The organism is Streptomyces sp. IBSNAI002, assembly GCF_052244475.1.
In the GTDB taxonomy this organism is placed as follows: Bacteria; Actinomycetota; Actinomycetes; order Streptomycetales; family Streptomycetaceae; genus Streptomyces.
The window spans coordinates 1,581,749-1,596,074 of sequence record NZ_JBQPXG010000002.1; the positions used below are offsets into that span (position 1 = coordinate 1,581,749).

The window sequence follows — 14,326 nt, forward strand, 5'->3', positions numbered from 1 at the left end:
ACCCCTTCCGGATCACCGAAACGTCCTCGACCCCAGCTGGCAGCGGGCATGGGCCCGCTTCGCCCACGTGACTACTCCGCTGCGCGAACGCGGCCTGATCTGCGATGTCCAGTACGGGTTGGACGACTGGATCGTCTACGCCTGGCCGCCCGGGCACGACTCCGTCGTTCTCATCGGAAGGCAGGACGGATGGCTGGCCACGCACCAAGCCCCCGCCGAGGGCTGGACTGCGACGACGGTCCTGTACGACACCACGGTGTCCTCCAGCCCGGACTTCGACAACGTGGGCCCGCTGATCTCCGCAGTCGACGCGCTCCTCGTACGGCTTACCCGCACGCCGTCACCACCAGCAACCGTCGGTGTGATCGCGGCCGAGATCCCCACCCCGCCGCCGGCCAAACCCAGCATGCGCGGGCGCTGATCGCCGTCCCGCCCCGTCTTCCAGGAAGGTTCCCCGTGTACCACCCCGTCAGCATCCACATAGGACTGCATGCCGCCGGACCGATATCCCTGCCCCTCACCGACCCGGTGCAACGTGTCCTGTGGTCAAGGGGGTTCACCTATTGCTCCCGGCTGGACGCCTACACCGCGCCAGCCGCCCTGCCCGTCGAGCAGCAGGAGCACATCGTGCACCAGGCCGTACACGCACTGCAGCCGCTCGGACTTCCCGTAGTTCACCTCCATCACCCTGCGAGCAGAGCATGACCGAGGGAAGCTCCATAACCCCCTTCGAGTAGGAGGCACTCCGGCGCTCGACGGCCACGGCCGCCTCCCTGGAGGCGTTCACCGCCGAGCTTGCGCCCCGCCTGGGCGCCGCGTGGAGCCACAGAGTCCTGCCGACGCCGTACCGGTGGAGCCACGCCGACGAACGCTTCTGGGACATGGAAGAGGGAGTGCTCTGGCGTGCGCTGCGCGAGGACGACGACCATCTGCGTGCGCGGGCCGTCCTCACCCATGCGCACGGCCTGCAGCTCTACATCGTCCAGCGACCTCACCAGTCCGGCGAGTTCCTCGTCGGTGCGCTGCTTCCGGCAGGGGTGTTCGAGCACGACGCGACCGAGCACCCGCGAGCCGTCGCTGTTCCCAGCGACCCCGCCCGCGCCGCCTCCGAGGTACGGCGCCGCCTGCTTCCGTACTACCGGATGGCGGCGATGAGCGTGGCCAGCGGCACCAGGTTCAAGCAGGCAGAACGCGTCATCATCGGCCGGTCGGACGACGGTCGGCCGATCGCCGACGCGGTCATGCCCCGCGCCGTGCGAGCCCTGCTCCATGATGACGACCGCTGGCATCTGGATCCCGGTACCGGACTGTGTATGCCGGCCGCTAACTCCCCCTTCGAACCCGAGGTCCTCGTCCAGGAGACCGCCGACCGGCTCCGTGGTCTCGGCTTCGACGTCACACTCAGCGACCTGCATCCGCTGGAGATCTACTTCTGCCCCGGGAACCATGCGGGTCCCGCACCGATGACCGTGCTGCCGCCCGCCCTGCCCGGTAGCCCGGGCAGGGCCCGCTGACCCGAAGCGTCTGCAGGCGGCGAGCGCCACCGCCCGGCCTGCGCTACCCGGTCCTGCACCCACCGCACCCACCGGAGAAGACTTCCCCTGACCACTCGCTCCTTCATCGCCCGGCCCACCGAGGCCGGCGGATACGACGGCATCCACGTCCATCAAGACGGCCTCCCCAGCAACCACCTTCCGCTCCTGCTCACCGCGTACCAGTACAGGTTCAAGGGCGACCTCGACGCCATTTCCAGGCACCTGATCGACGATGTGGCCATCAGATGGGACGAGCTGGGCACCGACCTCCTCGACCACGCTCCCGAGGAGCTGGTCCTCGCCCTCACCGGCGGCGAGACCTGGCCAAGCAGCCAGCCCAAGAACCTCTCCACCCTGGACGGCTCGCCCCCACGGCGGATGACCGTCGCCCCCGAAGCCACAGACGAGCTGGAGTGGGGATACGTGCTGCACCCGCACGGCATCGAGGTCATCAGCCTGGACGAACATCACCGCGGTCCTGTCGTCGGGTGGGCGACCGACCCCCTCTCCCACTTCAGCGACCACCCGGCGATGTGGCCGCCGGCCAGGCCTGCCCCAGACCGACCGCCCCGGCTGTCCACCGCCCTGGTCGCTATGAGCGTCTCCGTCCCAGCCTCCCCGTCGCGCGCCGCACGGCGCTGATCCACAAGGAGCTCTTCTGCCCGAACAGTTCGTCGTCGGCACGCACCCCCAGTACGGGTACGTCGCCTCCGCCCAAGGAATCCCCCACCACATCAGCCAGTGGTACCTGACCCGCCTCGGCTTCCAGCCCGTTCACGGCCTGCACGGCGTTTACCTGCTGACGGCCCCCACCCACGACGGGCCCCGCCGCACCCGCCAGGCCATCGAAAGCCTGCGCGGCAGCGGATACCAGGTCCACGCCGACTACTCCCTCGATCCCGCGAACACCAAGGCGGCACGGAGCGGGCCGGTCCGGGACCCGCGCGAGTGGTACCGCGTCGGAGTACCGCAGGCCGCCGCCAGCACCTCGCCCCAGTACGCCACCGCACGGGCCCGGGGCTCCAGGCCGCCGCAGACCACGCCGGTCACCCCCACACCCGCAGCATCCACACAGCCGAGCCGCACCCGCTAACGCGAGAAGGATCCACCCCGCCCATGCTCACCACCACCTACAACGGGCCCGGCAGCAGCGAACTGCGCCGCCGGGCCGGCCAGGAGGCCGCCGCCTTCCTGCGCGGTCTGCCCGTCCCGCGCGATCCCGCCGCCCCGCTGCGCGCCTGCACCGAGGCCATGGCCCAGGCCACAACACCCGCCGAGGTCCACGCCCTGACCGAACTGGCCGCCGGTGGCGAGGAAGCCGGACTGATCGCACTGCGGAACCTGCTGCGCGCCGCCGGCGACCGCTGCCGGGAACAGGGCCACGCCCAGCTTGCCGCCCGTTACGACCGCACGAGCGACCTCCTCGACATCGCCGACCGCACGCTCTTCCAGCTCGGCATCGACCTGCTCGCCGCCGCGCACGACACCCTGCCCGACCGGCCCGGGCCCACTCCGGCGCTCGTCGCCGACGCCGAGGGAGCTCCCCGCTGACCTCGTCCGAGATCACCCTGTTCACCAGCCGCCACGACGGCATCGTCGGCCTCGTGTCCGGCGACAACTGGCGCTGGGCCCGGACCGCTCTCCAGCTCGCAGGATTCGAGAAGGACAGCGCCGGCAACTACGTCACGCCCCTTACCGACATAGCCCGCGCCCGGCAGTCGCTGGCCGCCCTCGGCGACACCGCTCTGACGCACAAGGTCCTGGTCGCCACCAACGGCCTCCAATACATCGGCGACTTCGCCCACGAACTCGTCGAGAACCTGCCCGGCCAGTGGAGCGTGCGGGTCGAGAACTACCCAGTCCCGATCGTGCAAGAGGACCTCTTGTACTACCTGTGGACACCCCGCGCCGACCCTCTCGCTCACACGGTCAAGACGGACCGTGTGCTGGCCGCGGCAATCCTCGGCAGCGAGAGCGGGGCCGAGCTGGCCGTCGTACCGGTCCCCGGCCGCAATCTGTACCGCGTCGGCGCGCTCATCCCGGAAGACATGAACCTGACCCCGGAGGTTGCCGGGCCCTCCAGCATCACCGTGGGGGACGAGCCTGTGTACGCCGCCCACCAGGTCAGCTCCTCCCTCCTCGCCAAATACCACCGTGCCTCCTGGCGGCTGCAGTTGATCACCCTCAGGGACGATCTGGATTGGGCCCACGAGGCGTACGAGCCCGGCACGGTCATTGGTCCGCCCCAGCCTGATCTGGCCGCCGCCTTCGCCCGCTTCGCCACCGCCGCGCCGCACCTCATCAGCACCCTGCGCACCAACAACACCCGCCTCAACACACATGAGCAGGCGTTCCTGGAAGACATGGATGCCGTATTCGGCCAGCCGGCCCTGCCGCAGGAAGCCTCCACGACGCCGCAGAAGGCCGCGGATCCCGATCCGCTGGCGGTGTGGCTGCTCGAAGGCCAGGACCTGGTCGACCTCGCCCGCTCCGTCAGCCCGGCCTCTTGGCGCCGGACAGCTCTCGCCCCGGTCCGCACGACGCCCGCTCTCCCCTCCCCGCCCCTGCAGATCACCGCCTCACTCACCCGCAGGTAGCCGCCCCCCTGGAGCCTTCATCCCTCACTCCCCAATCCCACCACTGCAAGAAGCAATCGACGCTCTGACCGGCTGGGGCACCCGATTCTCGGTCACCACACTCAGCTGCGAGCTTGCCCTGGAGCGCCTCCACAACCACCATGGCGACATACTCAACGAGCAGGCTGCCCAAGCCGTCGAGGCGTTGCGCAACCGGGAACTCGCCGCCCTCTTCGGCGATCTCCGGCCCTACGTGCCCACGTTGCTCGCCCACGCGAGTGCCGGTATCGAGGCCATGCCTCCCGCTCGCCACCACGCCGGCTGGCACCTTCTGGTCTCCGACCTCGCCCACGCCGCGGACGCGGCCGTACGCATCCTGGAGGAGCACCACCCGGGCCAGGACTCCGCTGCCCGCGACGCACGGCTGTGGCCCTACCTGCGGACCTGGGGCGAGCACGCCGTACTCCTGCGGGACCTGGCCCTTCAGCCGACCCATCCTCCGCGCCCGGGGCCGCGGCTCACGGGAGAGGAACAGGAGTGGTGGGCCGCCCGGGCCCGTGCGGCCCGCAGCCGTCATCTGCTCCAGCCCCAGGAGTCGCGGTACGACGCCACAGGCCGCCAGCTCACCGTCGCCCTGCTCCCGTACCCGGACGAGGACGAAGAGGTCGTCCTGGTCCTCGCCGGGGACATCGACAGCCCGCACATGCAGGTACTGGGCTGCTACGACACCGACGACGAAGCCATCCGGGACCTCCCGCCGGCGGTCCCGCCCGGGGTCCTCTTCCCCGACGGGCACGCGTCGGCACCGACTGCGCTCCCCGGACTCCCCCTCGCCCAGCTGACGCGCGACGTCATCGACGCGCAGCACAGCAGCGACGTCGCCGAGGCGATCTCCTACGTCACCGACCGGCCGCCCCACGCTCCCGCCGGCCACATCGCCCAGCTCACGGAGTTCCTCGACACCTGCGCCACCTGGGCCGGCGCGCTGGACACCCGGGCCGGGCACGAGATCGCTGTCCGCCTGCGGATGCTCTCGGCCCAGACCGGTCACCTGCTCCAGGACCTCACGCACGTCGGAGAGCAGTTGGAAGAGGCCGTGGCCGTCCTGCCACCGCACCGCACCCCCGCTCCCCGGCATCTGCCCACGCCCCGCCCACCAGCCCTCGCCACCACCCCCGTGGCAGCAGCGCCTCCGGTCAGCACCACCTCCGCGCACCGCCGATAGCGACCGGTCCGGCGCCCACTTCTCGCACGCCTTCTGACGGAAAGCCCTGCCCTGTTGACCCTGGCCGATCACCCGACCACCACCCCACCGCCCGCCACGTACGGCGCAGTCCTGAGCAGCCAGCATGTCCTGCGCCTGCTCGGCGGCACCCTGACCGGACGCCTGCCCAACGGCATGGTCCCCGTCGGACTCGTCCTGTGGATCACCGGAGGCGGAGGGTCGCTGGCCTTCGCCGGCCTGCTCGCCGCGCTGTACGGGCTGGCGTCCGGGCTGTCCCAGCCGGTCAAGGGCAGGCTGATGGACCGCTACGGACAGACCCGCGTGTCGGCGCCGGCGGTGCTGCTGAACTCCGGCTGCCTGGCCGCGCTCCCCTGGATCGGAGCGGGCGGGCACCCGGCGGCGGTGACCGCGGTGGTGGGGTTCGCGGGCCTGGTCACGGCGCCGCTGGAGGCCGGCCTGCGGGCGCTGTGGCCGACCGTCGTACCCGATCCCGGGCGGCGCCGAGTCGTCCAGGCTCTCGACACCGGGTCGCAGGGACTCCTCTACATCGCGGGCCCCCTGCTCGCCTCCTGGCTGGCCACCGCGCACGGGCCCGACACCGCCCTGACCGCGACCGCCGCACTCGGGCTCGTGGGCACGGCGGTCGTCCTGACCGCCGCCCCCTCGCGGACCTGGCGTCCAGCCACCGCAGACGGGACGGTGGGAAGAGGGCGCTTGATGGGGGCCGGTCTGGTCCTGCTGTGCACCGCGCTGGCGGGAACGGGCTTCGCGCTCGGCGCGATGACGGTGTGGGCTGCGGGCATGGCCAGCACCCACGGGCTGGCCATGCTCTCCGGGGCGCTCCCCGCCGCGTTCTCCACCGGCAGCTTCCTCGGCGGCCTGATCTACGCCCGCCGGACATGGCCCGGCACGACCACCACCCAACTCATCACCACCAGCGCACTGTTCCTCGCCGGATGGGTTCCGCTCCTGGCCCAGCCCGAGCCCCGGGCCGCCATCGCCCTCGCGGTCGTCCCGGGACTGTTCCTCACTCTGATCATCACCAACGGCTTCCACACCGTTGACTCCCTTGCTCCCGCCTCCCGCACCACCGAGGCGTACGCCTGGCTGATCCTGTCGGTCGGCACCGGCCAGGCCGCCGGGACCGCGCTCGCCGGAGCCCTCGCCGAGCTCCCGTACGTACTCGCCGGGCTCCCCGCCGCCGGAGCCGCCACCTCGCTGGCCATCCTCACCCTCGCCCGCCGAAAGCTCGGCCCCGGCCGTCGCCCCGGCCGCCACCGGCGCCCCCGCCAGACACAGAACCCCCACTCACCTGTCCTCGAAGGAGATTCACGCATGGCCGTTGCTGGTACGTCGAGCTGTTCCAATCTGCGGAATGCTCCGCCCAGTGCGGGTTGGAACTGAGGCGCCCCGAACCTTCCGGACAGTGGTCCCACTACGGTGGGACCACTCGGAAAGGGAAGTCGGTTGTCGCAGAAACGCAGGAAATTTAGCCCGGAGTATCGGGAAGAGGCCGTGAAGATGGTGATCGAGACGTCGCGTCCGGTCGCCCAGGTCGCCCGGGAACTCGGACTCGTTGAAGGAACTCTGGGAAACTGGGTCAACGCATACCGTCGTGAGCATGATGGCGAGGAGCCGGAACTCACGCTCGACGAGCGCGCCCGCCTGCGGGAGCAGGAACGAGAATTGCGCGAGCTGCGACAGAAAGTCGCTTTCCTGGAAAAAGTTGCAGCGTACTTCGCCAAGGACCCTCGGTGAGCGACAAGTTCGAGTTCATCGATGCAGAGTACGCAATATTTACCACGAACACTGAAGACACGGTGCCGGTTGCCAAGATGTGCGACTGGCTGGAAGTATCCCGCTCCGGCTTCTACGAATGGCGGAGCAGGCCGATTTCAGCGACTGCCCGGCGACGGGAGGATCTGAAATTGCTGATCACCAAGTCGTTCGAGGATTCTGACGAAACCTACGGCTACCGTCGGGTCCACGCCGACCTGTCCGCGTGGGGCGTCCCCTGCGGACCCGAGCTCGTGCGTGACCTCATGCGGGAACTGGACCTCCAGGCGTGTCAGCCACGACCGTGGCGCCACAGCCTCACCGAGAACGACGGCTCCGCCGGCCCGATCCCTGACCTCGTGAACCGCGACTTCACCGCCGACGCACCCGGCCGCAAAATGGTCGGCGACATCACATACATTCCAACCTGGGAAGGCTGGGTATTCCTCGCCACCGTCATCGACTGCCACACCAAAGCCGTCATCGGGTGGGCCATGGACGACAACTACAAGACCCCACTTATCGAAGCAGCCATCAAAATGGCAGCACGCAACCACCCACTCGCCGAAGACGCCATCTTTCACTCGGACCGCGGCAGCAATTACACCTCGACCCAGTTCGCCAATACACTGACCGGGCTAAGAATCCGGCAATCCGTTGGCCGGACCGGGATCTGCTACGACAATGCCATGGCGGAATCATTCTTCGCGACCCTGAAAAATGAACGTGTCCACCGGACCGTATACCCCACCCGAGAACACGCCTACCGCGACATCGCCCGCTACATAGAGGTCCGCTACAATACGAAGCGCCGTCACTCGGGACTCGGGTACCGGACCCCACGAGAGGTCCACGACGAGTACCTGAACCAGCAGCTCGCAGCCTGAATTTGCTAATTAGCAGCTGTCCGGAAAACGCGGGGCCCCTCAAACGCATCGCTGCTAGCTGAGGCCAACTAGCAAGTAGCTCGCTGTAGTCGCCAAGACGTTCCACCTGAGTTGGCCAGATGGCGCAGAGCCGGGTCGGGGCTGGTCGCGCCACACTTCGTTTGGGTCACGGTCCCACAGTTCGAGGCTGGTGGTTGGTATCCCTACGGATGTTCGATCCTTGCACAAGAAAGGAACACCACGATGAGTCTGTCTGATGTCGGGAAGGCCGCGGCGGCGGTCCGCGACGGTGCCCACAAGGCGCTTGGCGGCCACAACGGCTCCGGCTTGAAGTACCAGACCGTCGAGATCAAGGGGCGCTGTGGCGTGCCGGACAACCTCTCGACCGGCAGTAACACGTACTGGTCCTACACAACGCTGGAGGCCAAGGCTCCCGCCGGCTACATCGTCACCGGCGGCGGGTGGGAATGCCCCGACATGAAGGACCGCGACTTCGCCTACCGCAGCCGCCCTTCTTCCGAAGGCAAGGGGTGGATGGTGTCGATGGCCGCTCTGGAGCGTGGCGGCAACCCGAACAACTACCCCGAGTTCACCGTCTACGCCGTCTGCATCGCCGACGACGCCTGAATGGGGTGGTGTTACTGACTTCCGCTCGTCAGGGTGGACTTTGGGCGATCAGGTCGTCCGGAGCGCCGACCGGGGCCCGGACAGGCCGGGCTCCTCGGCACCGAGCTGGAGGGAACAGCCCCTGAGGCGGTGCAGGCCGGGGATCACCGGTTGCCGCCGTCGAGCGGGGCCGGGATGCGGCTGGTGCGGAGCCCACGCAGGTCGGGGATGTGGTTGTACAGCGTCCCCGGGCTGATCTTGAGGAGCTTGGCGATCGCGGTGATCGACAGGTCGGCGTTGGGCAGCATGTCGCGCGCGGCCTTGATGATGTCCGCGTCGACCAAGCCCAGCAGCCGCACCCACTCGTCCTCGGTCATCCGATCCCGGATGCCCGGCGAGGATCGCCTCGTTCACCCGGGCCCGCAGGGTGGGGCCATCGTGTCCAGCGTGGAGTGCCGGGGGATCTCCATCCCGGCCTCCACAAGCTTCTCCAGCGCGATGTTAATCAGGTCCGCCGGGCTGTTCTTCGACGCTGCCTCGATGCGCATCGTCTCCTCGACCAGCGCGCGGGCTGCCTGCCCGTCGTAGCGCATCCCGCACCGCTGGCGGACCATGCTCCGCTGGCTCTCGGCCATCCGCTCCGAGCCGTACACCGGCAGGTGTCCTCCGGGAGCTCCTCCGCCCGGCGCACGAACTCCATCACCTGGTCCAGCACGTCGTGCGCCTTGGGGAAGCAGCCCATCCGCTGGTACGACTTCAGCGCCGCCAGCAGCGCGAGACGGTGCTCGTTGGAATCTTCGGACTCCTCCGCGAAGGCCCGCTCCTCCTCGGAAGGCGTGAAGAACACATGCAGTTCACGGCACGGTGATCAGCTGCTTGAACCCCAACCTGCTGGCCATTGTCCCCGTACCGGCAACATCCGCCGAGACCAGCTGCAGATCTACCAAGATCAGATGAGACAGCGGCAAGACCGCGTGAGACGGGACAGCGGTTGACGGCGGTCAACGCCGCATCTGTCACATCAAGCCCAGAGGCACCAGAACTTCCGTTCGAGGAGCGGGCACTGCGACCGCTCCCCGAACGCGTCCGGTGGCGGGTCTCCCTGGAATCGGTCCTCTACCTGCGGCGCCGGGGATATGGAACAGGCTGAGCCGCAGACGCTGACACCGGGATCGGTGAATCGATTCGCCTATTCCCCACGCCCGCACGCGAGTTGAGAGGCAGCGATCGGGGCCACGCGCACCCATCCAGCCCTACGGCGTGTGGGTGTTCGGGAGCGCCGAGAGCCCGTTCGAGTGGTCTCCCGGGCCTGTCGCGGCTGAGGAATCGATACGCGTGTGCCAGGCGGTGGCACGGTCGTCGCTGACGCGGGTCCGCTCCACGTCAGGTACCCGCGTCTCCCCCTCCCGGACAGGAGTACCCCATGCGCTCACGCCTGCGAGTTCCCAGACTCGCCCTGCTCTCACCGATCCTCGCCCTGCCACTGCTCACCACCCCCGCCTGGGGTCAGGCCGCCCAGGCGCCGACGACCGGCACGCAGGCGGCCGCCGCCGCTCCCGCCCAGCTCGCCCCCGGAGACTGCCGCAACTTCTGGAGCCGCTACCCCGACAAGCAGTCCGAATCCAGTAGCTCCAAGGGGCTGCAGACCGTCAAGGGAACGGCCTGGACCGACCTCGACTGCGGAACGGTGACCCTCCAGGTCCCCCGGGGCCAAAACGTCGTCGCCACGGTGTGGGTGAACGCCGAGATCCGCTGCAAGGGCACGAGCGCGGCGAGCAACTACTGCCGCGGCCGCGTCCTCGCCAACGGCGCCGAGCTCGCTCCCATCGACTCGGAGAACGGCGACGTCTTCACCTGGGACACCGCCGCCCCCGAAGACCGCCGCTGGCGCGACGGTTCCATGATCCGGACCGGGCTGCTGTCGTGTCCCTCCGACCACCCGACGACCGACTGCGACGTGAAGATCACCGCCCAGGCGTCCAACAACTCCGCCGCCAGTGTGCTTCCCCTCGTAGCGTGGAGTCGTGACCCGATAAGGAGTTGAGGGTGGGGAAGCGACGTAGCTACGACGCGGAGTTCCGTGAGGGGGCCGTGCGGATCGTGCTGGAGACGGGCAAGCCGGCTGCGGAGGTCGCGCGGGATCTGGGTGTGCACGAGGGCACGCTGCAGACCTGGGTGAGCCGGGCCCGCGGGGCCGCGGAGACGGGTACCGGCCCTCTGGAGGAATCCGAGCGGGAGGAACTGGCCCGGCTCCGGGCGGAGAATCAGCGGTTGCGCAAGGAGACCGTCGAGCTCGGGATGGAGCGTGATGTCCTCAAGCGATGCATGGTCCTGTGGGTGAAGTAGCTGATTGGGACCCGGCGGTACTCGTCGGGGTGATCAGCGACTGCAGGACCGAGGAGAAGATCCCGCACACCGTGGCCTGCCGCGCGCTCGGTGTGTCACCGGCCTGGTACTACAAATGGCGTGGCAGGCCTGCAAATTTGACGAAGCGTGAGGTCAGACGGGCCGCGCTGACCGAGAGGATCAAGCACTTCTTCGACGCGTCGGGTCGGACCTACGGCTCGCCCAGGATCACGCTTGACCTGTGGGCCGAGGGCTGGCAAGTGTCCGTGAACACGGTCGCCGAGATCATGTCCGAGGAGGGCTGGTACGGCCGCGAACCGAAAAAGAGCAAGGGCCTGACTCGCCAGGGCAAGCGGAAAGCAGCCCGCGACCTGGTCGGACGGCACTTCGACGCGATCGCTCCCGACGTGCTCTGGGTGGGTGACATGACCGAGATCGACACCGGCGAGGGCAAGCTCTACCTGGCCACCGTCATCGACCTGTTCTCCCGCCGCTGCCTCGGATACGCCATGGACGCCCGCCACGACGCCGCCCTGGTCAGCGCGTCCCTGCAGATGGCCGCCGCGACCCGCGGCGGCGACGTGGACGGAGTGATCTTCCACTCCGACAGGGGCAGCGAATACGCCTCCGCCGCCTACAACAGCCTGTGCGACCGACTCGGCGTGGTCCAGTCCATGGGCCGCGTGGGGTCCTGTTTCGACAACGCCGCCGCCGAGGCGTTCAACTCCACCGTCAAGACCGAGTACATCCACCGGCACCGGTTCACCACCCGCGCCGAAGCCCGGATCAAGATCGCCACCTGGATCGCCGACTTCTACAACACCAGACGCCGCCACACCCGTGCCGGCGGACTCCCACCCGTGGAGTTCGAACAGAAGATCAGCCAGCAACGCAGCCAAGCCCACCAGAGGGCCGAAGCCGCATAGAAGAGGACTCTACGTTTCCAGGGGATTGACACCAGCGAGTTCTGGATCGACAACGCCATCGTCCACGCACAGATCTGGAAGAGCCCACCGGGCGAACCGGTCGCCGTCGCGCTACCGCGCCCGGCCTCCGGGCAGACCGGCTACTTCCGGCCCGCCTTCAACGAACAGCTGACTGTGGAGGTCAAGGACGGCGGCGACGTCAACCGCACCCCGGTCCAGCTGGGCGTGCACGCCGGCGCCACGAAGCAGCAGTGGGCCGTGGCCCCCGCCGGGCAAGACCAGTTTTACCTGCAGAACCCGCTGACCAAGAAGTGCCTCGACATCGGCAACAAGAGCAAGGACAACAACGCCCCGCTCAACATCTGGGACTGCGACATCAACAAGTACCCCGAGCAGGGCTGGCAGTTCCGCGACAAGGGCGACGGCACCTTCGACATCTACTCCCCCTACGCCGACAAGTGCGTCGACCAGGGGACGATCGCCTCCGGCCTGCAGCTCGTGAACGCGAACTGCACGGGCGGGCCGAGCCAGAAGTGGAAGTGGACGCAGTAACTCCCCCACCCCCACCGGCACACGCCCCCCAGCGGACACGCAGCACCACCCGAATCGAGGATTCATGCACCGAACCTTGCTGGCACGCAGCCTGGCCGCCCTCGGCCTGCTCGCCGCGCTGACCGCCACGACCGCCACGACCGCCACGGCCGAAACAGCTCCCACGGCGCCCCAGCGCGCCATGGCCCAGTACGGCCCCTACAAGATCGTCAACTCCGCCAACCGCGGCAACCTACTGCCCGGCGGGTACGGTCACAACCTCCACGACGGCATCTACATGTGGGCCTGGAACAGCGGGGGTGGCGGTGACACCTGGCGGGTGGAAGACGTCGAGTACGGCTACTACATCATCCGCAACACCATGACCAACAAGTGCCTCAAGCCCGGCGGGCAGTACGGCTACAAGACGTACGTGACCCAGGGCAACTGCGGCAATGCCTGGGAGTTCCAGTGGGCGATCCAGGGGCAGCGCGGCCCGTCGGGCATGGAGCACAAGATCGTCTCCCGCTCCACGGGCACGGCCATGACCCCGTTCTACCCGAACCACGTCAACCAGGTCGTCGTCCTCGACACGAACAGTGACGCGGACGCGATGTGGTGGTCCTTCGCCCCGGTCTAGAACCAACACCGTTCAGTCAGTGGTCCAGTCTGGTCTTGCGATCTGGTGGCGGACCTGACTAGGAACGGGTACGGCCGCCGCGCGATCACCGGTTGGGGTGTGGCCAAACGAAGATCGTGCGGTGGCCGCTGGCCATGGCGTAGACCCTTACTCCCGGTCACAGCACTAGCTGGCCCCCAACGGGGTCCAGCTGACCATTGCGTGGCTTTGCTCGTCGGCGGTGTACGTCACCCGGACCTTGGAGCCAGAGGGGACGGGGATGGTCTCGTTGCTCTGTGAGGTGATGGTGCGCCTGTTCTCCTGGCCCCCGGCGTCGGTGATGACGACGGTCACCGTGGCGGCGTGGTGAGACTCAGGCCGGAGGGCGACGGTCAGCATGCCGCTAACCGTGACGGTCTCGCTGTGTGTCGTCGATTCCGATGAGTCGATCCAGACGCCCGGCTTGCCCAGGACATCTGCTCGGCCGTTCGTTCTGAGATTGGACATGGATCTCCAAGTCGGTTGCGTTCGGCGTGCTTACGTGGCCGGTTCGTATTCGACGGTGGTCTTGGGGCATGCCTCGGCGAGCTGGGTCAGGGCCGCCAGTTCGTCGGCGTCGACGGTCAGACGCCAGCGCAACTTGTCTCCGGTCCACTCGGATACGTAGCGGCACGTCACCTCGGCGTTCGGGAGCCACTCGGCAGGATCCTTGTCGGCCTTGCTGCGGTTCGAGCCGGCCGTGACTGCGACGAGGGAGGTGTCGGCGTCGAGGTCGTTGGCGTAGGCCTCACGCCTCTCCGCGGTCCACTGCGATGCCCCCGAGTCCCACGCTTCGGCCAGAGGCACCATGTGGTCCACGTCCAGGGCGCCGGCGGAGGTCACCCACTTCGCGTCGTAATAGGACCACCAGCGGCCGCCGGACAGCTTGCAGCCGGGCAGGACCTCCGGCGCGGAGACCGCCTCCGCGAGGAGTACCTCCATCCTCGTATTGCACCCGTCGTCGAGCTTTCCGGCATTCCAGTGCTTGAAGCTGGTGCGCTGGTAACCATCGCGGCTCTCGGCAGCCAGGGGCAGGCTGGCCACCGCCTCGGAGAGGGACAAGGTTTCGGCGGCGTGGGCCGGTGCGGTCATGGTCAAGGGCAGGACGGTGAGCGCGGCGGCTGTCGCGGCACGCAGAAGGGTTGTCTTGATCACGACGCGAGTTGTAGCGGCCCGGGACCCTCCGGCCCGGACGACAACCGGGCCGCTCACCCAAGCGGGTGGGCAAGTTCACCGGAGAAACGATCAACCGCGTCAACC

At 68.4% G+C, this 14,326-nt stretch carries 19 protein-coding genes and 1 pseudogene; 14 read left to right on the top strand and 6 right to left on the bottom strand.

Going from position 1 to position 14,326, the window contains the following annotated elements; translation table 11 throughout:
- Positions 1-67 precede the first annotated feature (67 nt).
- Positions 68-421, top strand: a complete 354-nt coding sequence (locus tag ACTVZO_RS07740) for a hypothetical protein (protein ID WP_443297676.1) — start codon at positions 68-70, stop codon at positions 419-421.
- Positions 422-546: 125 nt separating this feature from the next.
- Here the strand turns inward: ACTVZO_RS07740 and ACTVZO_RS07745 are convergent, their stop codons facing one another.
- Positions 547-678, bottom strand: a complete 132-nt coding sequence (locus ACTVZO_RS07745) for a hypothetical protein (RefSeq protein WP_443297677.1) — start codon at positions 676-678, stop codon at positions 547-549.
- Between the two features lie 203 nt (positions 679-881).
- On the opposite strand from ACTVZO_RS07745, the gene ACTVZO_RS07750 reads away from it, so the two are divergent.
- From ACTVZO_RS07750 to ACTVZO_RS07785, 8 genes are all read left to right on the top strand, one after another.
- Positions 882-1,514 (top strand): hypothetical protein, encoded by a 633-nt coding sequence (locus ACTVZO_RS07750; protein ID WP_443297678.1) that lies wholly within the window; start codon positions 882-884, stop codon positions 1,512-1,514.
- A gap of 255 nt (positions 1,515-1,769) precedes the next feature.
- Positions 1,770-2,177 carry a hypothetical protein gene (locus ACTVZO_RS07755; protein ID WP_443297679.1) on the top strand — a complete coding sequence of 136 codons (408 nt, stop codon included), beginning with the start codon at positions 1,770-1,772 and terminating at the stop codon, positions 2,175-2,177.
- Between the two features lie 474 nt (positions 2,178-2,651).
- Positions 2,652-3,086 (top strand): hypothetical protein, encoded by a 435-nt coding sequence (locus ACTVZO_RS07760; protein WP_443297680.1) that lies wholly within the window; start codon positions 2,652-2,654, stop codon positions 3,084-3,086.
- A 53-nt stretch (positions 3,087-3,139) separates the two neighbouring features.
- Complete coding sequence (locus ACTVZO_RS07765; RefSeq protein ID WP_443297681.1) at positions 3,140-4,132, top strand: hypothetical protein; 993 nt, start codon at positions 3,140-3,142, stop codon at positions 4,130-4,132.
- A 184-nt stretch (positions 4,133-4,316) separates the two neighbouring features.
- Positions 4,317-5,336 carry a hypothetical protein gene (locus ACTVZO_RS07770; RefSeq protein WP_443297682.1) on the top strand — a complete coding sequence of 340 codons (1,020 nt, stop codon included), beginning with the start codon at positions 4,317-4,319 and terminating at the stop codon, positions 5,334-5,336.
- Positions 5,337-5,390: 54 nt separating this feature from the next.
- Positions 5,391-6,740 (top strand): MFS transporter, encoded by a 1,350-nt coding sequence (locus ACTVZO_RS07775; RefSeq protein ID WP_443297683.1) that lies wholly within the window; start codon positions 5,391-5,393, stop codon positions 6,738-6,740.
- Between the two features lie 63 nt (positions 6,741-6,803).
- Positions 6,804-7,999, top strand: a protein-coding gene (locus tag ACTVZO_RS07780; protein ID WP_443296327.1) for an IS3 family transposase whose coding sequence is annotated in 2 segments (ribosomal slippage) — positions 6,804-7,056 and positions 7,056-7,999 — 1,197 coding nt in all. Because the reading frame shifts where the segments join, the coding sequence is not laid out codon by codon here.
- A 243-nt stretch (positions 8,000-8,242) separates the two neighbouring features.
- The gene (locus tag ACTVZO_RS07785; protein ID WP_443297685.1) at positions 8,243-8,626 is read left to right on the top strand and encodes a hypothetical protein; all 384 of its coding nucleotides are present in this window, start codon (positions 8,243-8,245) and stop codon (positions 8,624-8,626) included.
- A gap of 143 nt (positions 8,627-8,769) precedes the next feature.
- Here the strand turns inward: ACTVZO_RS07785 and ACTVZO_RS07790 are convergent, their stop codons facing one another.
- The 3 genes and pseudogenes from ACTVZO_RS07790 to ACTVZO_RS07800 form a co-directional block, all read right to left on the bottom strand.
- Positions 8,770-8,982 carry a hypothetical protein gene (locus ACTVZO_RS07790; RefSeq protein WP_443297686.1) on the bottom strand — a complete coding sequence of 71 codons (213 nt, stop codon included), beginning with the start codon at positions 8,980-8,982 and terminating at the stop codon, positions 8,770-8,772.
- Between the two features lie 33 nt (positions 8,983-9,015).
- Positions 9,016-9,258, bottom strand: coding sequence for a DUF4158 domain-containing protein (locus ACTVZO_RS07795; RefSeq protein WP_443303428.1), 243 nt, complete (start codon positions 9,256-9,258; stop codon positions 9,016-9,018).
- A gap of 26 nt (positions 9,259-9,284) precedes the next feature.
- Positions 9,285-9,452, bottom strand: a pseudogene (locus ACTVZO_RS07800) (DUF4158 domain-containing protein); the annotation flags it as partial.
- A 576-nt stretch (positions 9,453-10,028) separates the two neighbouring features.
- On the opposite strand from ACTVZO_RS07800, the gene ACTVZO_RS07805 reads away from it, so the two are divergent.
- The 5 genes from ACTVZO_RS07805 to ACTVZO_RS07825 all read left to right on the top strand — a co-directional run bounded on the left by ACTVZO_RS07805 (position 10,029) and on the right by ACTVZO_RS07825 (position 13,048).
- Positions 10,029-10,649 (top strand): hypothetical protein, encoded by a 621-nt coding sequence (locus tag ACTVZO_RS07805; protein ID WP_443297687.1) that lies wholly within the window; start codon positions 10,029-10,031, stop codon positions 10,647-10,649.
- A 2-nt stretch (positions 10,650-10,651) separates the two neighbouring features.
- Positions 10,652-10,951 carry a transposase gene (locus ACTVZO_RS07810; RefSeq protein ID WP_443296350.1) on the top strand — a complete coding sequence of 100 codons (300 nt, stop codon included), beginning with the start codon at positions 10,652-10,654 and terminating at the stop codon, positions 10,949-10,951.
- The gene (locus tag ACTVZO_RS07815) at positions 10,927-11,877 is read left to right on the top strand and encodes an IS3 family transposase (RefSeq protein WP_443296349.1); all 951 of its coding nucleotides are present in this window, start codon (positions 10,927-10,929) and stop codon (positions 11,875-11,877) included. The genes ACTVZO_RS07810 and ACTVZO_RS07815 overlap by 25 nt, the downstream gene beginning before the upstream one ends.
- Before the next feature lie 168 nt (positions 11,878-12,045).
- The gene (locus ACTVZO_RS07820) at positions 12,046-12,429 is read left to right on the top strand and encodes an RICIN domain-containing protein (RefSeq protein ID WP_443303078.1); all 384 of its coding nucleotides are present in this window, start codon (positions 12,046-12,048) and stop codon (positions 12,427-12,429) included.
- Between the two features lie 64 nt (positions 12,430-12,493).
- Entirely contained in the window at positions 12,494-13,048 is a 555-nt protein-coding gene (locus tag ACTVZO_RS07825) for an RICIN domain-containing protein (protein ID WP_443297688.1), read from the top strand.
- Positions 13,049-13,213: 165 nt separating this feature from the next.
- Here the strand turns inward: ACTVZO_RS07825 and ACTVZO_RS07830 are convergent, their stop codons facing one another.
- The gene (locus ACTVZO_RS07830) at positions 13,214-13,426 is read right to left on the bottom strand and encodes a hypothetical protein (RefSeq protein ID WP_443297689.1); all 213 of its coding nucleotides are present in this window, start codon (positions 13,424-13,426) and stop codon (positions 13,214-13,216) included.
- A 138-nt stretch (positions 13,427-13,564) separates the two neighbouring features.
- Positions 13,565-14,218, bottom strand: coding sequence for an HNH endonuclease family protein (locus ACTVZO_RS07835; RefSeq protein ID WP_443303080.1), 654 nt, complete (start codon positions 14,216-14,218; stop codon positions 13,565-13,567).
- Positions 14,219-14,326 lie beyond the last annotated feature (108 nt).

Bases quoted from the DNA above. Each gene is read 5' to 3' on its own strand.
- ACTVZO_RS07750 (WP_443297678.1), top strand. From the start codon at position 882: ATGGAAGAGGGAGTGCTCTGGCGTGCGCTGCGCGAGGACGACGACCAT.
- ACTVZO_RS07760 (WP_443297680.1), top strand. From the start codon at position 2,652: ATGCTCACCACCACCTACAACGGGCCCGGCAGCAGCGAACTGCGCCGC.
- ACTVZO_RS07785 (WP_443297685.1), top strand. From the start codon at position 8,243: ATGAGTCTGTCTGATGTCGGGAAGGCCGCGGCGGCGGTCCGCGACGGT.
- ACTVZO_RS07790 (WP_443297686.1), bottom strand. From the start codon at position 8,982: ATGACCGAGGACGAGTGGGTGCGGCTGCTGGGCTTGGTCGACGCGGAC.
- ACTVZO_RS07805 (WP_443297687.1), top strand. From the start codon at position 10,029: ATGCGCTCACGCCTGCGAGTTCCCAGACTCGCCCTGCTCTCACCGATC.
- ACTVZO_RS07815 (WP_443296349.1), top strand. From the start codon at position 10,927: ATGCATGGTCCTGTGGGTGAAGTAGCTGATTGGGACCCGGCGGTACTC.
- ACTVZO_RS07825 (WP_443297688.1), top strand. From the start codon at position 12,494: ATGCACCGAACCTTGCTGGCACGCAGCCTGGCCGCCCTCGGCCTGCTC.
- ACTVZO_RS07830 (WP_443297689.1), bottom strand. From the start codon at position 13,426: ATGCTGACCGTCGCCCTCCGGCCTGAGTCTCACCACGCCGCCACGGTG.